General features: G+C 34.2%; 16 protein-coding genes and 1 tRNA gene. 6 read left to right on the forward strand and 11 right to left on the reverse strand.

Going from position 1 to position 14838, the window contains the following annotated elements; translation table 11 throughout:
- The first annotated feature begins 180 nt into the window (after window positions 1-180).
- From trxA to ABVM53_RS05160, 5 genes are all read left to right on the forward strand, one after another.
- Window positions 181-531 carry a thioredoxin gene (gene trxA, locus ABVM53_RS05140; RefSeq protein ID WP_371457763.1) on the forward strand — a complete coding sequence of 117 codons (351 nt, stop codon included), beginning with the start codon at window positions 181-183 and terminating at the stop codon, window positions 529-531.
- A gap of 208 nt (window positions 532-739) precedes the next feature.
- Window positions 740-1285 (forward strand): ClpP family protease, encoded by a 546-nt coding sequence (locus tag ABVM53_RS05145; protein ID WP_128758107.1) that lies wholly within the window; start codon window positions 740-742, stop codon window positions 1283-1285.
- 64 nt (window positions 1286-1349) lie between these two features.
- The gene (locus ABVM53_RS05150; protein WP_405330203.1) at window positions 1350-2279 is read left to right on the forward strand and encodes a DUF58 domain-containing protein; all 930 of its coding nucleotides are present in this window, start codon (window positions 1350-1352) and stop codon (window positions 2277-2279) included.
- A 114-nt stretch (window positions 2280-2393) separates the two neighbouring features.
- Window positions 2394-2467, forward strand: a tRNA-Asp gene (locus tag ABVM53_RS05155).
- A 494-nt stretch (window positions 2468-2961) separates the two neighbouring features.
- Window positions 2962-3462, forward strand: a complete 501-nt coding sequence (locus ABVM53_RS05160; RefSeq protein WP_405330206.1) for a YqiA/YcfP family alpha/beta fold hydrolase — start codon at window positions 2962-2964, stop codon at window positions 3460-3462.
- Between the two features lie 647 nt (window positions 3463-4109).
- Here ABVM53_RS05160 and ABVM53_RS05165 read toward each other — a convergent pair.
- The 6 genes from ABVM53_RS05165 to ABVM53_RS05190 all read right to left on the reverse strand — a co-directional run bounded on the left by ABVM53_RS05165 (window position 4110) and on the right by ABVM53_RS05190 (window position 9792).
- Window positions 4110-5270, reverse strand: a complete 1161-nt coding sequence (locus ABVM53_RS05165) for a PD-(D/E)XK nuclease family protein (protein ID WP_405330209.1) — start codon at window positions 5268-5270, stop codon at window positions 4110-4112.
- 298 nt (window positions 5271-5568) lie between these two features.
- A complete protein-coding gene (locus ABVM53_RS05170) occupies window positions 5569-5790 on the reverse strand; it encodes a hypothetical protein (RefSeq protein WP_405330212.1) in 222 nt (73 codons plus the stop codon).
- On the reverse strand, window positions 5787-7016 hold the full coding sequence (locus ABVM53_RS05175; protein WP_405330215.1) for a PD-(D/E)XK nuclease family protein: 1230 nt from the start codon (window positions 7014-7016) through the stop codon (window positions 5787-5789). Before ABVM53_RS05175 ends, ABVM53_RS05170 begins: the two co-directional genes overlap by 4 nt.
- A 19-nt stretch (window positions 7017-7035) precedes the next feature.
- The gene (locus ABVM53_RS05180; RefSeq protein ID WP_405330218.1) at window positions 7036-8400 is read right to left on the reverse strand and encodes an endonuclease NucS domain-containing protein; all 1365 of its coding nucleotides are present in this window, start codon (window positions 8398-8400) and stop codon (window positions 7036-7038) included.
- 29 nt (window positions 8401-8429) lie between these two features.
- Entirely contained in the window at window positions 8430-8612 is a 183-nt protein-coding gene (locus ABVM53_RS05185; protein ID WP_405330220.1) for a hypothetical protein, read from the reverse strand.
- A gap of 262 nt (window positions 8613-8874) precedes the next feature.
- Window positions 8875-9792 (reverse strand): helix-turn-helix transcriptional regulator, encoded by a 918-nt coding sequence (locus ABVM53_RS05190; protein WP_405330222.1) that lies wholly within the window; start codon window positions 9790-9792, stop codon window positions 8875-8877.
- An 80-nt stretch (window positions 9793-9872) separates the two neighbouring features.
- Between ABVM53_RS05190 and ABVM53_RS05195 the strand changes: the two genes are divergently transcribed.
- Window positions 9873-10106, forward strand: a complete 234-nt coding sequence (locus tag ABVM53_RS05195) for a hypothetical protein (protein ID WP_405330224.1) — start codon at window positions 9873-9875, stop codon at window positions 10104-10106.
- A 47-nt stretch (window positions 10107-10153) separates the two neighbouring features.
- Here ABVM53_RS05195 and ABVM53_RS05200 read toward each other — a convergent pair whose 3' ends face one another.
- The 5 genes from ABVM53_RS05200 to ABVM53_RS05220 form a co-directional block, all read right to left on the reverse strand.
- Window positions 10154-10828, reverse strand: a complete 675-nt coding sequence (locus tag ABVM53_RS05200) for a LytR/AlgR family response regulator transcription factor (protein ID WP_405330226.1) — start codon at window positions 10826-10828, stop codon at window positions 10154-10156.
- A complete protein-coding gene (locus ABVM53_RS05205) occupies window positions 10815-11849 on the reverse strand; it encodes a sensor histidine kinase (RefSeq protein WP_405330228.1) in 1035 nt (344 codons plus the stop codon). The genes ABVM53_RS05200 and ABVM53_RS05205 overlap by 14 nt, the downstream gene beginning before the upstream one ends.
- A gap of 454 nt (window positions 11850-12303) precedes the next feature.
- Window positions 12304-12972, reverse strand: coding sequence for a bifunctional 4-hydroxy-2-oxoglutarate aldolase/2-dehydro-3-deoxy-phosphogluconate aldolase (locus ABVM53_RS05210; protein ID WP_405330229.1), 669 nt, complete (start codon window positions 12970-12972; stop codon window positions 12304-12306).
- A gap of 12 nt (window positions 12973-12984) precedes the next feature.
- Entirely contained in the window at window positions 12985-13995 is a 1011-nt protein-coding gene (locus ABVM53_RS05215; RefSeq protein ID WP_405330231.1) for a PfkB family carbohydrate kinase, read from the reverse strand.
- A gap of 63 nt (window positions 13996-14058) precedes the next feature.
- Window positions 14059-14820 (reverse strand): SDR family NAD(P)-dependent oxidoreductase, encoded by a 762-nt coding sequence (locus ABVM53_RS05220; RefSeq protein WP_371455804.1) that lies wholly within the window; start codon window positions 14818-14820, stop codon window positions 14059-14061.
- Between the last annotated feature and the right edge of the window lie 18 nt (window positions 14821-14838).

A 14838-nucleotide genomic window follows, 5' to 3' on the forward strand; every position in this document is an offset into this window, starting at 1 on the left:
ACGCAAAACCTTTTCAATAAGTAGGACATTTAGTCAAAAAGACTAAACTAGAGGGCACGCTCAAAAATCTAAACTCCGCCTAAGCTGAAATTTAATTATCGAATCGATATTACTGATAAAATCATAGTCAAATCTAATTCGTTGATTGTAAGCTTTAGATAAATAATTGACTAATTTTACATTAATAACCTAAATAAAAATAAAATGGCACTAGAAATAACTGACGCAACATTTGACGAAGCTGTATTACAATCTGATAAACCAGTACTTGTAGATTTTTGGGCAGCTTGGTGCGGACCTTGTAGAATGGTAGGTCCCGTTATTGAGGAAATTAGTAAAGAATACGAAGGCAAAGCCGTTGTAGGTAAAGTTGACGTTGATGCTAATCAAGAATTTGCAGCAAAATATGGTGTGCGTAATATACCTACTGTTTTAATGTTTAAAAACGGTGAAGTTGTAGGTCGCCAAGTAGGGGTTGCTCCTAAAGCCACTTACACAGAAGCTTTAGAAGGTTTATTAAGCGAAGCTTAAAACTACCCGTTCATATAAAATAAAAAGGTTTGGCTTTAAGTCAGACCTTTTTATTTTATACGAATCAAGAAGTGGCTTAATTACTGCAGCCTGTTCTTTTATAAGCATATTTTGAACATATTGTTTATACTTGTTAGGGCGATTAAAAAAATTGTTCCGAAATTTATATGCTTCTTTCTAAAGAAGCTATTGAAACAAAAATTATAAAATGGAAAATAAAAAAGGAAAACCACAGGATCTTATAGATGCAAAATTATTGGAAGAACGTAAAGTTTTTCTTTGGGGACAGGTAGATGACAAAAGTGCAAAACACGTTGTAGACCGTCTTTTATATCTTGATGCGATAAGTCATGATGAAATACAGTTTTACATCAATAGCCCGGGTGGTTATGTAACTTCTGGTTTTGCGATTTATGATACAATCAAATCTATAAAGAGTCCGGTGTCTACAATTTGCACAGGTCTTGCTGCAAGTATGGGTAGTATCTTACTATCTGTAGGCGAAAAAGGTCGTCGCTTTATTCAGCCGCACGCTCGCGTAATGATTCACCAGCCTAGTGGTGGTGCTCGCGGTCAAGCTAGTGATATCGAGATTACCGCTCAAGAAATCTTAAAAACTAAAGAGCTTAGCGCAAAAATACTGGCAGATAATTGTGGTCAAGACTTTGACAAGGTTATGAAAGACTTTAATCGCGATCATTGGATGGGAGCAGATGAGTCTGTAGCCTATGGGATTGTAGATGGCGTCATCTAGAACTAGTAAAACTTCAAAACCGGCAATAAATTAATTTTACTGCCGGTTTTTTTATATTCAAAAAATGGATTTACAGGCACATCTTAATGCAATTTCGGGTTTCAATAATCTGGAGCTTCTCGCTAGCCAGGTAGTTGAGGGGTTCATTAGCGGGATGCATAAGAGTCCGTTTCACGGTTTTTCAGCAGAATTTGCAGAACATAAGGTTTATAACTCTGGAGAAAGCACAAAACATATAGATTGGAAACTGTATGCACGCACAGACAAGCTATATACCAAGCGCTACGAGGAAGAAACAAACTTACGCTGCCACTTAATTTTAGATAATAGCAGTAGTATGCATTATCCACTATTAAGTGATTCTGAATTAAATAAACCCAATAAAATTGCTTTTTCAGTACTAGCAGCTGCAGCAATAATGCAGTTAATGAAAAAACAAAGAGATGCGGTAGGATTAAGTGTTTATGCCGAAAAGTTTGAATACTACGCGCCAGAAAAAGGAAGCGAACGGCACCATCATATGCTGCTCGACCAACTAAATACAATTCTTTCTACAAAAGATACAGCTAGCATCACAGATACGTATGCCAATCTTCATTTTATAGCTGAAAAACTAAAAAGACGCTCGCTGGTCTTTCTATTTAGTGATTTATTTCAAAATGAAATGGAGCAGGATAGAACATTTGAAGCCTTGCAGCATTTGAAGTATAATAAACATGAGGTGGTCTTTTTTCACACGTATGATAGTGCTACAGAATTAAATTTCAATTTTAACAATTCGCCAAAACGCTTTAAAGATGTAGAGACTGGAAAGCATATTGATGTATACTCAGACAATATAAAGAAAGAATATTCCACGGCGGTAAATGCTTATTTTGAGACTATTAAACTGCGATGCGCACAGTATAAAATTAAATATGTCGCTGCTGATATACAGCAAGGTTTTGCTCCTATCTTGAGTACTTTTCTCGTCGAACGAAAACAGTTTTTATAGAATTTTAAAAAATTTCCATTTTTTGTTTGCACACTTAAAAAATGGGTGTATATTTGCACCCGCAAGAAAGGAAATGATCACCGCTTCTAATCTTCAAAAGTTCTTAAAATATTTGGTCTGGTAGTTCAGTTGGTTAGAATACATGCCTGTCACGCATGGGGTCGCGGGTTCGAGTCCCGTCCAGACCGCTAAAAGCTCTTCGAAAGAAGGGCTTTTTTTGTTTATAGGAATTGCGTAAGTTTTATAAATAAGCTCAACGAAGATTGCGTATCAAGATTCTTAATTACCTCCCAGAATTAATGCGTGCGTTAAACCTGCTGCACTTCAAATAAGCCCACATCAAGGATAACCCATTCTTCCGTATTTAAGATCCGGTTTTATCTTTTGGAAATTAAAGGCCAACTACCATTCTAACTTAAATAGCTTAAATAATATTTACCTATTAGTGCGACACCTATTGGCGGTATTTCCGTTTAACTTTGATTTTATAATATTAATTCGATGCGCCGCTTATTTTCTAAAAGATATATGAACATCAAAAATCTATAAATCTAAGACCGCAATGGAAATAGCAAGCTCATTTAATTCATATAAAATTGCAATCAGAGTAACTGCTTGCCTTAATATGTTACTTTATTCGCTATCCCTTTTAAGCACATTTAAAATTAATTAATCACACATTATGACCATACTCTACCTCCACGGACTCGAAAGTAAGCTTAACGCTTCTAAAAGAGCTTTTCTTGAATCTTACGGAGCCGTTATAGCTCCTGATTTGGACTATAAAAATAATCCGGATGCTATTCAACAGACCTACGTAAATTATAAATCTGAGGCCATAGATTATGTTATGGGAAGTAGTATGGGCGGTTTTGCAGCATATCATCTGGGGCTCGCATTTAATACACCAGTTTTACTGTTTAATCCGGCTTTAGTAAAACGTTCGGTTCCTCAAAATATCCCGAAATTTGAAGCTGCAAGTTCTGGATTTGGTCAAGTGGTACTAGGTGGTAAAGATACCGTAGTGGATCCCAGTGACACCTTAACTTTTTTAGGACAACAACTTAAATTAGGTTTTGATTATCACTTGCATCTACATGCCGAAATGAGTCATCGTACGCCGCTGGAAGTTTTTGAGGAGGAAGTGAAGTTATTTTTTGAGTATCAGGGAATAGTAAGATAAAGTTATCAAAAAAACCACCTGATAAAGGTGGGTTTATGTTGATTCACTTTTTATTTTGCTGATTTAGGTTTAGTTGTTTACCTCTATTACCCTGATTCTGATCGTGGATCTTATTAGTCCCGTCTGTTCCCTTATTAGAGTTCTTAATATCAGCTTGGTGATTGCTCTTTTTAGTCATGATTTAAAATTTAAAATACTGCACATTTTTTACAGTGTAGCACATGAGTTAATTTTTTATTTTTTAGATCCTGAATTAACAGATGTCCTCGCAGGAGGATTATTTGATCTTCCATTACCTGAAGGTTTTCCTGTAGTACTTGGCGCATTCTTTAAGCCACTTGATTTTGACATAATATTAAAGTATTAAATTAATTAAAGAGAGCTTTTCTACTTTTCTTATACCAAAATTAGGCCTTGTATTTATCTAATTTTCTCATTTGTGATAAAGCAGTTATATTTGGGATTTTAGAAGATATTTTTGTGATATCACAACCACACCCAAAGCATAAACTTTGATGTATCAATACAATTCAGCTTCACTATCTGCACCGGCATCTGTGTATAAGATGTCGTCTATATTTTTAAATGTTTGTTCGAACATTGTGGGGTATTAATTGATACGTGGCGTAAATATAAGGATTGTGGGGTTAGGATTTGGATCTGTATTGGGTTAGAAAATCATCTAACTTTTTGAAAATTGAGAATAAATGGTCTTCTTCCAATTTTACTCTTAAAAACTCACTTAATTTATCAAGCTTTATTTGCTCTTGAGTATAGTTTTCCTTAGCAAAATGGCACCAACTTTTGACATTTTCGGTATAAAAATTATTTGCAATTTTACCATCTTCATATTCTTCAAATGGAATAGCCTTGTATATGGAACGATCTGCAAGTGCTCCCCGTTGAAGTTCAACGATAACATTCATACTGTGACTGGGATTATCCCACAGCCCAGCATGACCAATTGTAAACATTAAATCTGGATTGCGTCTTGAAAAAACATGTAAGAGATTAGTATTCGTTCTTATACTATGATTCACATAATTTTGCTCAGGGTCAAGATTTTCAAAAGCCCTAATTATTTGTTTGTTGATATAATCCTCAAAACGCTCAAAAAACTTTTTAGCTTGTACTAATTGATCCCTATTCTCTTTATAAAATTGTAGTTCCTCTGGTTTCATATCTGGTGTACTCATATTGATTATATTTTGAGCAAAGTCCTTTAAGTAAACAGCATATTTATCACTTGCTTTGAGGAAATATGCCCCACTGTTTCTTAAAACACGCTGTATTAATTCTTGATGCGTTATATTGATAAAATGTAGTACTATTTCAGGTTTTCTACACTTGATCCTACAAATTGGTTCTAAAGAGAGAATAATCCCGATAATTTCTGTTTCGTGACGCCCCTTTTCTTGTGTACTCTCCCAATAGTCATCAAGGTCATTATTTAAGAAGTGATATACTTTATTCTCAATAATGATCGCCTGCTGTTCATTATGTAAAAGCAGATCAATACGACCTCCTTTTTTTGTACTGTATTCTGTTTCTATAGAAAAATCATTAAAGCTTTGTAAGGCTTGTTTTTGCTTTCCTATCTCAGATTCCTGTATAAGTTGAAGCAAACTGTTTATAAACAGGTCTCCAAAACCATGTTCTTGTTCTATATCAAAAAAGAACGCGTAGATATTAGACAGTACATTCTCATAATGCGGCTGTTTGGCAATTTCAAGAAAGGTTAAGGGCTTGGGCTCTATTATGGGTATTTCTGCGGTGTCTAGAAAGTCCTGAAGTGCTTTTAGATTCATGGAGTGCGTCTCATAAAATTGGTTAATTCCCACTCAGGTAAAGATTGGTCTCCAGCTTTAACTCTAGCGGCTTCAATAACTGTTAGATATTCTTCAGGTTTTGTCATTTTAGTCCAAGTTATTCGTGCTTTTGCAGGTAGTTTGGTTTGTATGATACGGTCAATAGGAAAATGAGGAGGTTCCTTAATCCATCCTAAAGTCCAGTAGTATTTGAGTACTAGGTTAAGTAATTTTTGGGCTATCCCGAGATTAATAGCACCCGTATTTAATATACTCTTATACCTTGAAGATTCTTCTATTATTGCATTAATATTTTTAAATGATTTGCATCTTTTACTATATCTTTCTTATACTGAGGTATTATCTGCTGCTCAATAAATTTGCGCATGTTTGTTCTAAAAGTATTACGCTCCTTTTCTTCAGCATAGGCGTTTAAATATACCCCTGAACGCTGCAAGGCTCCACCAAAAGCGAGTATCCAAAGTTCGCTTTTCAAGAATGCTATTTGGGTATGTGTCATATCGTTTTGTTATTAGCTTCTTCAACGCTGTCTGAGTATTTCTCAATAAATTTTAATATTTGATCAACCATGTCAATTAAATATTTCTTTCTTATTTCTGGCCTGCCTAATTCAGCTTTTTGCTTAAGGTTTGTTAAATCCACTTTTAAATTTTGAACAACGGGATATAGTAAAGCATTTCCCTTGCCCATTTTAGACCATTCTAAATTTAATTCTGAAGCAATTGACTCACTAAGTACTGAATTACATATACTTATGCTTAACACACCTTCATTATTTGTGAATGGCGAGATGTAATAATAAATATCAGCCTCTCTTGACTTATTCTGAATTCTAGGTTTTAGTGAAATTCCAGATTCTTCTTTGTCAATATGCCCCCAAGTTTCAGAAATAAAGTCATTCTCACCTAATTTCGTTTTTAACTGCTGTAATAAGTTCTCTCTAAAGAACTCCCTAACGTGTTGCTCAGCTGCATCAAAATTATCTTTGATATACTTTGCCTCTTCTAAATTATTACTAATCAAACTATTAAACTCACCCATATATTTAGTATCTAATTGGTTGGTTATCTTTTTTACTAATAAATAATATTGCTTAACACCATCAATAACATATTGATTAGTAAGCGCTTTAAGTGTGATTTCTAACCATTCTAAAATTTCTGATTGATAGCTTATACAGTGATAATCTACACCAGCCTTTAAGTCACCGACAGTTTTCTCTGACGCCTCCTGTTTATCCCATTTTGTAAGATAAAGAACAATATCATTCTCTGAACTGAAATTTTTATAACGCACTAACTGCATCTCTTGATCGTCGGCATCAATTTTATTCTCGATAATCAATTTAAAATCATTGAAGACTAATAAAATATCTATTCTGCCTCCCTGTAATTTATCTTCAGAAATAGGACCTATACTAAATTCAACAAAGACAGTTGGAGTTGATTTCAAATTACGATGAATGGGATGCTCATCAGAAACTAAACCTCTAATAATAGTCAAAAAATAAAATAAAAAGCAATTCCCCTGATGATGTGTTCCATAAGGATTTAAAAGCTCTGCCAACATTGCTGAATGGGTATTATTCTCGTAACGCTCAATCTTGGTAATACTGAAAATATTAAAATCTTCTCCAGACTCTTTCAGTCTTGCTTTGTTTTTTGCAATAAGTACTTCGGTTGAATTGAGCAGTAATTGCAAGTCTATTTCATTAAAATCACTCATATAATTATATTAAAAGGAGTTACCCCAAATTTTTAAACTCAAAATGATACGTGAATAAAGATATATCATCATCTGTTTTCACTAAATCAATCAGATTCTCTGTGGCTTTGTGCAAACAAATTATTCCCTTAATTTTTTTATTTGTACTTTCTTTTAATCCTGTCATATAGCGCTTAACCTGCTCGTAGACTTCAACACCCGCATCATTTCTTTTAAGCTCTACAACATACAGCGTATCGGTTTTTAAATTTATTAGCAACAGATCTATAACCCCTTGTATATTTGGATTTGTATATTGTTTACCGTAGCTGGCATTATCCTGATAAACCTCTAAATCTTTACCAAAAACCTGCATCCCATATTTTATTTGCAGTTCTATTAAATCTTCGAGATTTTTTTCAAGAGCCAACCGGTTGGCGCTAACAAAATCATTGATTCCAAAAGCTCTTTTCTTATGAAGAATTGGAACTAAAATTGTATTAGCTGTTTCCTGTCGATTAATCTTACCCAAAACTGAATTGAGAAGCGACTTAATCAAAATCGAATTGGGTCTTAGCTTTTGTACACGTTCTAAGAACTTCCCCGCTTTCTTATACTTAGTCTGCTTATCTAAAGCGACTGTGTAGTTATTTACCCATATATCAAAATCAGTCTTATCATCAATTTTAGCTGTGTAACTTTCCGTAATTGCTACAAGTGATTCTAAATCAAAAAGAGTTAATAAGACGTCCCCGTTTTCTTCAGCTGTTTCATACTCTCCAATACTTACTGCAGCACTTAAAATATATTGACACAAATCATAGCTTAGAAGTCGAAGATCTGTGTCCTCATTTAATTGCGGTACATTCTTTTGCACTCCTTGAATATCTGTTAAAACAGTCTGAAAGAGGCGTATGGCATTTTGGTAATTACTTAAGTTGTAATAACAAACCGCTAAATAATAATCTCCTAATGTATTTTCTACTGTTTTGAAATAGTGCAATGCGATCTCATAGGATTCATCTAGTAAATAGTCAATACCTCTAATAAAATTATAGGCAGTTGTATTATCAGCATATCCCTTTAATTGTTCCCTCAAATAGCTATACTGTGCTTCCGTAAAAAACATAAAAAAAGTATTATGACTTAGCAAATACATTAGTGGAGCTTCTTGAATATCTTTAATTACTTGCTCTGCGTATATTTCTACAAATGAATTGGGTAACAACTGAAATACTTCTTCAAACCGTTTTGGATCTTCATCAATCATTTGTGTTTGCATATCCATAAGCGCATCATAAGCCTCCTGAGCATTATCAGGAGTAGGATGTTCATATGCTACAATTGCTTTTTTATAAAAGTTTTGAAGACCGACTTCATCTTGAAAGTTATCTGATTTACTCATAATTTTATTTTAATTATTTAATCACTTATCTAAAAACCTTCTATGATCATCACCATTGCCAGCGTATCGAGTTTATATTCCAAATTATAAAAAGGATCTGCATACGGCTGATTCTCATATTCACACTTGCGGGTATAACAAAAATTGGTCGCGTAATCGAGCGCTAATTTAAAGCGTGATTTGGTAATCTGTAGGTTTGTACTCCGGAGCATAGTAGATTATTACTTCAAATTAAATACTTACTTATTTATAATCTTTACAGATTTCCTCATTTAAGCCAAAAAAATATTCTTTAAACTAGCTTCAACATTTTACTTCATAGCTATCAGAAGGCATATTTATTGTGCTACCAACGATAATAACAGTAACGTATATAATTTAATAAAAATGAGTCTCCAAAATTTTAGATCTTTACTTATTTATTGTATCAAAAGTAAATGTAGAGACCGTCAATTTGCGACAGTAATGAAAATTTTAATACTGATCCAAAGCTTCCTGAAGCATAACTTTAATCTCTTCCCGAAGCTCTAGGGGTTCAAGTACTTCAGCAAAACAGTGCATTTTTAAAATCTGAATTTTTAGCTCATAATTAGGTACGACTCTATAGGAGGCTATCCCGTGCTCATCACCAATTTCCCATTCGATTTTTTGCGACCGATGTAATGGGAGACTTTGTAAATACTTTAAATGCTTATGATAAACTTTTAGTTTAATAAGTTTAGTTTTTCCGTCTCCTTCATTAAAGTTAAGCCCTATAATATTATGGAAGTTATTGAGTTGGTCCTCAAAGTCTTTATACTTAACCGTTTTTCCGCTGGTAATAGTCAAATCTTTAAGTCGGTCGATACCAAAAGTGCGTATTTCATTCATTTTATGCGGTACACCTATCACATACCAGCGATTCAAATATTCTTTAATTTTCAAGGGGGTTATTGAATACTCTTTCTCACTTCCCTCCCAATAATTAATATGCTTAAATTGAATATTTTGCTTTTGCTGAATAGCTGTGACTATGATTTTTACTAAATCAATACCTTTAAAAATGGAAGAATCATCTAGCTCTACAATATCTGAAAACTTGCGTAAATCTGTTTTTCCATCTTGCAGCAGCTTGCCTACATTAGCAAACTCTACCAGTTTTAAAAACTCATAAGTTTCATTTAAAGCACTGTCATCTATTATGTATCCTTGAAGTGAATGGTTATAATCAATAGGTATAAACAATTCATTGCGAATAGCTGCTATATCCCTTTCTAAGGTTCTTTTAGATTTAGGATTAGAATCAACATCAGGAAACAGACCCTTCATAATTTCTGCCTGACTGATGCCTATGTTATTTTTAACCAAACTAATGATTTTGCCTAATCTTGAAACTTTATGATATGTGCTCATCCTCTAAATTTTTAATAAAGATAGCTTGTCAACGACATAAAATGACGGTCTGCGTTTTTAATTTTACTTAAAACAAAACGATGAACGCTAGAATGAGATTGCTATTAGAACAAAGAATAGAAAAATTAGGACTCCTCAAAACACAACTCGAAACAAGCAAAGAATTGTTATATGAGATAAAAAACGCCTCGGTCTCCGTTCAAAAATATGAGCAGGCAGCTACCGAGCGCGAGATAGAAAAATTATTAGAGCAATCTCTCGAACAGGTGGCTGATCTTATAAATAACACACCTATTCCTCCCAAAGATCAATAGCTACTTTCCCTAGTGAAAATTAAACACGTTTACTAATACAAGCTCTTTTAAAACATTTCATTTTTGACTTGTTCATAATAACGTGTGCTCACTGGGATATGCTTTTCTCCTACTATCAAATCCCTACATTTCAAACCAGATACGTGATTTATATTTACGATAAATGATCTGTGAACACGCATAAATGAATGTGAGGGTAGTGTATTTTCTAGTTTTTTGAGAGATAGGTAACTCAAAATCTTCCGGTTTTTTAAATAAAACATGACGTATTCACTTTCACTTTCTATATACAGAATATCTGAGAGTTTTACTTTGTTTAAATCATATCCAGATTTAATAGTTATAAAATCTGTTTCTTCAGAAGTTTTAGACACTTCCAGTCTATTAACAGCATCAACAAATCGCTCAAACCGAATAGGTTTAAGTAAATAATCGAGTGCCTTTAATTCAAAACCCTCAATTGCATAGTCTGAATACGCAGTTGTAAATATAACCTGTGTTGAGGCAGGAAGTAATTTTGCGAAATCTGTACCACGTATTTCTGGCATCTGTATATCAAGAAACACAAGATCCACGTGTTCGTTTTTTATAATGGGAAGAGCATCTAGTGCATTTTCATAAGATCCTTTTATTTTGAGATGACTCAGTTTAGCAACGTAAGTAGCCAATAGAGTGCGAGCAAGCTCCTCATCATCAATTATAATACAACTAATTGTTTTCATGCACTTCAATATTTAATTGTACTGAATAACTAGAATTGGTAGTTTCAATGTTCAGCTCGTGGGTATTAGGATATAAAATATTTAGCCGTTTCTTGACATTTATTAATCCTATTCCGCCAACGCTATCTTTTTGTTTAGGTGATTTAGGAAGGCTATTCTCAACTTTAAAATTGATCTTGTTTGATTCTGAATTAATTTCTATAATTATATAAGAACCTGCTCGAGCTTCAATATTTCCGTGCTTAAATGCATTTTCAATAAACGGTATCAAAATCATCGGCGCAATTTTTAAATTGTGATTTTGAATATTTATATCCAGCTTGATATCAAATTCTTGACTACTTTTAAGTGTGAAAAGTCTAATGTAATCCTTAATATACGCAATCTCTTTTTCTAAGAAAACTTCAGGTTGCTCACATTCATAAAGTACATAACGTAACATATTTGAAAGATCCAGAATGCTTTCAGATGTTTTTGAAGATTGCATTATAGACATTGAATAAATATTGTTAAGTGCATTAAATAAAAAGTGCGGATTAATTTGCGACTTAAGGAGTTTTAGTTCCGTTTGAAGACTCTCGTTTTTACGTTTTATTGTTTCCTTTTCCCTCTCGTTAACATAAATAAATAACTCGATACTGGTAGCAATGCTATAGGCTATTGCAATCATTAAACTATGAATAAAAAATTGAGATGGTGGCTCATGAAACTGAGGAAATCCCCCACGTCCCGGTGGTGGTGGCATTCTGTCTAAATTGGGGGCTACCACTACTATACTTGACAAATAAGCCGTAAGCAATAAAATACCCACTGTTATACCGAAGAATAGGAAGTATTTTTTTTTGAATAGTACTTTAGGAGCTATCACGTAAACCAATAGCGAGAGTACCACAATTTGCATTATGTAGGCAGGTAAATTCTCTCTTAAAAAAGGGGAGGCAATATCCTCTCCCTGCCACATAACAAGCCATACCACACCCCATAAAATTAACTGAGCAATGAGTCTAGTTATCTTCTTCATAGAACAAATAAAGCGAAATAATAATTAATCGGTCTTAAGGATTAGACACGTCACCAACGTCTATGGGCTATTTCACTTAATGCCATGTCGCTCTCACTTAAAACTACTGTTCATTGACAGATAGTTGTGGTAGCCGAATTTAATATATAAAATAACAATTTTAAAGATGCAAAATTGAGAAGCTGCAATTCTAAAATCCACTTGCAAAAACTCATTTAAAATGTCATTTTGAATCTTTCTTCGGAAATTAAAATTAAGGCCGTAGAAGTTTACTTTGGGTTTAAACTGAAAAATATAAAATGCAAATTCTGGGAAGTGTTATAAAAATACTTTGACAGTTTTTTATAGGGAGAAATGTGATCGAATAAAGAAAATGAAATACCTGTATAAATTTTAAAGGAATGGATCTACAAACAAACTGATCATCACGGTAAAAACTTAGAAATTAATAGAGCTAATTTCTAAGTGTACTTATTATTTTAATTACTTCCTTCACTTTGGTTTCAATACCCTGATAATCGTAAGTACCCTCAGAAGATTTCCCAATTAATTGAGAACCCAATCCTACACAAGTAACCCCCGCATCAAACCAGGATTTTAAATTTTCTGAAGTTGGCGTCACACCACCAGTTGGCATAATTGAAGTCCAGGGTTGCGGGCCTCTTACTGCTTTAACAAAATCAGGTCCATAGATAGATCCCGGGAATAACTTAATTATCTCACAACCTAAGGCTTCGGCATCATTAATTTCCTTTAATGAGCCACATCCTGGCAACCATAATACTTTACGCCTATTACAAACATCTGCTATATCCTCCCGCAATGCCGGAGTTACAATAAAATCTGCTCCCATTTGCATATACAATGATGCAGCTGCCCCGTCTGTAATTGATCCTACTCCAAGATACATATCTGGATAATTAGACTTTATAAACTTTGATACTTCATTAAATACTTCATGAGCAAAATTTCCTCTCGCGGTAAATTCTAGCAAACGCGCACCTCCCGAATAACAGGCGGTAATTAATTTTTTACAATTTTCTATATTCTCATCATAGAATAACGGCACAAAACCATTAGATTTTAAAGCCAAAGCTACTTCGATGCGTGTATGAGTACTCATTAGTTTATAAATTTAGCGTTGAACATCTCCACCGCCAGTTGTTAATTTTTCTACTTCGTTAACGCTAACTCGATTTAAATCGCCTGGTATGGTATGCTTTAACACACAAGCTGCAGTGGCAAAATTAATGGCTTCCTGAGCTGGTAATTCATTTAAACCATAAATCAATCCTCCCATAAAAGCATCTCCACTACCTACGCGGTCAACTACATAAGATACTTCGTAACTTTTTGATGTAAATAATTGCGCTCCGTCAAATAGAATCCCTCCGATGCGCTGATGAGATGTATTAACTGAATTACGCAGGCTAGTTGCAATGTAATCGAGATTCGAGCAATGCTCAAATAAGGGCTTGTATAAATTTGCAAGTTCGTTAGTTGCTGTATAGTCTGGATTCACCTTTTCCTTTCCGAGCATAAAATATGCTGTATCGATATCTCCCAAAATCACTGAACTGTATGCTAGTAATTCTGGCATAACTTCACTTGGTGATTTTCCGTATTGCCAAAGTTTAGATCTATAATTAAGATCACAAGATATTTTGACACCCATTGACTTAGCGACTTTAATAGCTTCTAAAGTTACATCTGCAGCAGTTTGAGATAATGCAGGAGTTACCCCGCTCCAATGAAACCAATCTGCATCCTTAAAAATTGCCTGCCAGTCAAAGGTGTTAGTTTCTACAGTTGCTAAAGCACTATTAGCCCTATCATAAACAACACTACTAGCGCGAAGTCCGGCGCCTTGTTCTAAAAAGTAAACACCTAAACGATCACCTCCAAACAAAATATGATCTGTATTTACTTGAAATCTATTAACTTCTTCTAAGGCACTTTTACCTAAATCATTATTAGGTAAGCGCGTAACAAATTGTGCATTTAACCCGTAATTAGCGAGTGATACCGCTACATTAAATTCGCCTCCCCCATAAGTTAAACCTAAAGAACGCGCCTGACCAAACCGTTCATTGTTTTGTGTGGCCAGGCGCATCATAAGTTCTCCAAAAGTCACTATCTTTTTCATAAGACGACTTTAATATTTTAAGTTTAGATTCTAAAGTTCTGTTTTTATTTTAAAAAACAGGTATTAAATACCTAAAGCTTGACCACCTCCGATTTGTATTGTCTCTGCAGTTATAAACGCAGCTCCATCACCAGCAAGGAATGCAACTACTGATGCTACATCTTCTGGTTGACCTAATCTACCTAATAATATATTATTCTTCCAAGAAGCAAATACCTCTGGTTTAGTCGATTTTATTTGAGCGTGGAAAGGTGTATCAATAGTTCCTGGAGATACCGCATTTACGCGAATTCCATACTCTGCAAGATCTTTTGCTAATGCTCTAGTAATTGCGTGTACACCTGCTTTTGAAGTGCCATAAATACCTGCTCCAGGTCCTCCTGCATTCCAAGCTGCATTAGATGTATAATTTATAATAGAAGCGTTATCTCCTTTTTTCAGATAAGGTATCGCAGCTCTTGAAGCAAAAAATACAGAGTCAAGGTTAAGAGCCATTACAGATCTATAAAATTCTGTAGTCATTTCCTCGAACCTTGATCTACCACCTAATCCACCGGCATTGTTAACTAAAACATCGATTTTTCCATATTTTTCACCTATTGCTTTTATATTAGAAGCAACAGCATCTTCGCTGGTTACATCAAAACCGTAATAAGCAGCATTAATTCCTAAAGCTTTTAATTCTTCAATACGTTCTGAACCCGCTTCATCATCAATACCATTTAAAACTACTGTAAAACCATCTTCACCTAGTTTTTTTGCCACGGCAAATCCTATTCCTCCTGTAGCTCCTGTAACAACTGCAACTTTTTCTTTTAAACTCATCTTTATTAAAATTTAATT

The organism is Leeuwenhoekiella sp. LLG6367-2.1, from assembly GCF_045055775.1.
GTDB lineage: Bacteria > Bacteroidota > Bacteroidia > Flavobacteriales > Flavobacteriaceae > Leeuwenhoekiella > Leeuwenhoekiella aequorea.

Coding starts and splice junctions, on each gene's coding strand:
- ABVM53_RS05145 (WP_128758107.1), top strand. CDS start 740: ATGGAAAATAAAAAAGGAAAACCACAGGATCTTATAGATGCAAAATTA.
- ABVM53_RS05150 (WP_405330203.1), top strand. CDS start 1,350: ATGGATTTACAGGCACATCTTAATGCAATTTCGGGTTTCAATAATCTG.
- ABVM53_RS05160 (WP_405330206.1), top strand. CDS start 2,962: ATGACCATACTCTACCTCCACGGACTCGAAAGTAAGCTTAACGCTTCT.
- ABVM53_RS05165 (WP_405330209.1), bottom strand. CDS start 5,270: ATGAATCTAAAAGCACTTCAGGACTTTCTAGACACCGCAGAAATACCC.
- ABVM53_RS05170 (WP_405330212.1), bottom strand. CDS start 5,790: ATGACACATACCCAAATAGCATTCTTGAAAAGCGAACTTTGGATACTC.
- ABVM53_RS05175 (WP_405330215.1), bottom strand. CDS start 7,016: ATGAGTGATTTTAATGAAATAGACTTGCAATTACTGCTCAATTCAACC.
- ABVM53_RS05180 (WP_405330218.1), bottom strand. CDS start 8,400: ATGAGTAAATCAGATAACTTTCAAGATGAAGTCGGTCTTCAAAACTTT.
- ABVM53_RS05185 (WP_405330220.1), bottom strand. CDS start 8,612: ATGCTCCGGAGTACAAACCTACAGATTACCAAATCACGCTTTAAATTA.
- ABVM53_RS05190 (WP_405330222.1), bottom strand. CDS start 9,792: ATGAGCACATATCATAAAGTTTCAAGATTAGGCAAAATCATTAGTTTG.
- ABVM53_RS05195 (WP_405330224.1), top strand. CDS start 9,873: ATGAACGCTAGAATGAGATTGCTATTAGAACAAAGAATAGAAAAATTA.
- ABVM53_RS05200 (WP_405330226.1), bottom strand. CDS start 10,828: ATGAAAACAATTAGTTGTATTATAATTGATGATGAGGAGCTTGCTCGC.
- ABVM53_RS05205 (WP_405330228.1), bottom strand. CDS start 11,849: ATGAAGAAGATAACTAGACTCATTGCTCAGTTAATTTTATGGGGTGTG.
- ABVM53_RS05210 (WP_405330229.1), bottom strand. CDS start 12,972: ATGAGTACTCATACACGCATCGAAGTAGCTTTGGCTTTAAAATCTAAT.
- ABVM53_RS05215 (WP_405330231.1), bottom strand. CDS start 13,995: ATGAAAAAGATAGTGACTTTTGGAGAACTTATGATGCGCCTGGCCACA.
- ABVM53_RS05220 (WP_371455804.1), bottom strand. CDS start 14,820: ATGAGTTTAAAAGAAAAAGTTGCAGTTGTTACAGGAGCTACAGGAGGA.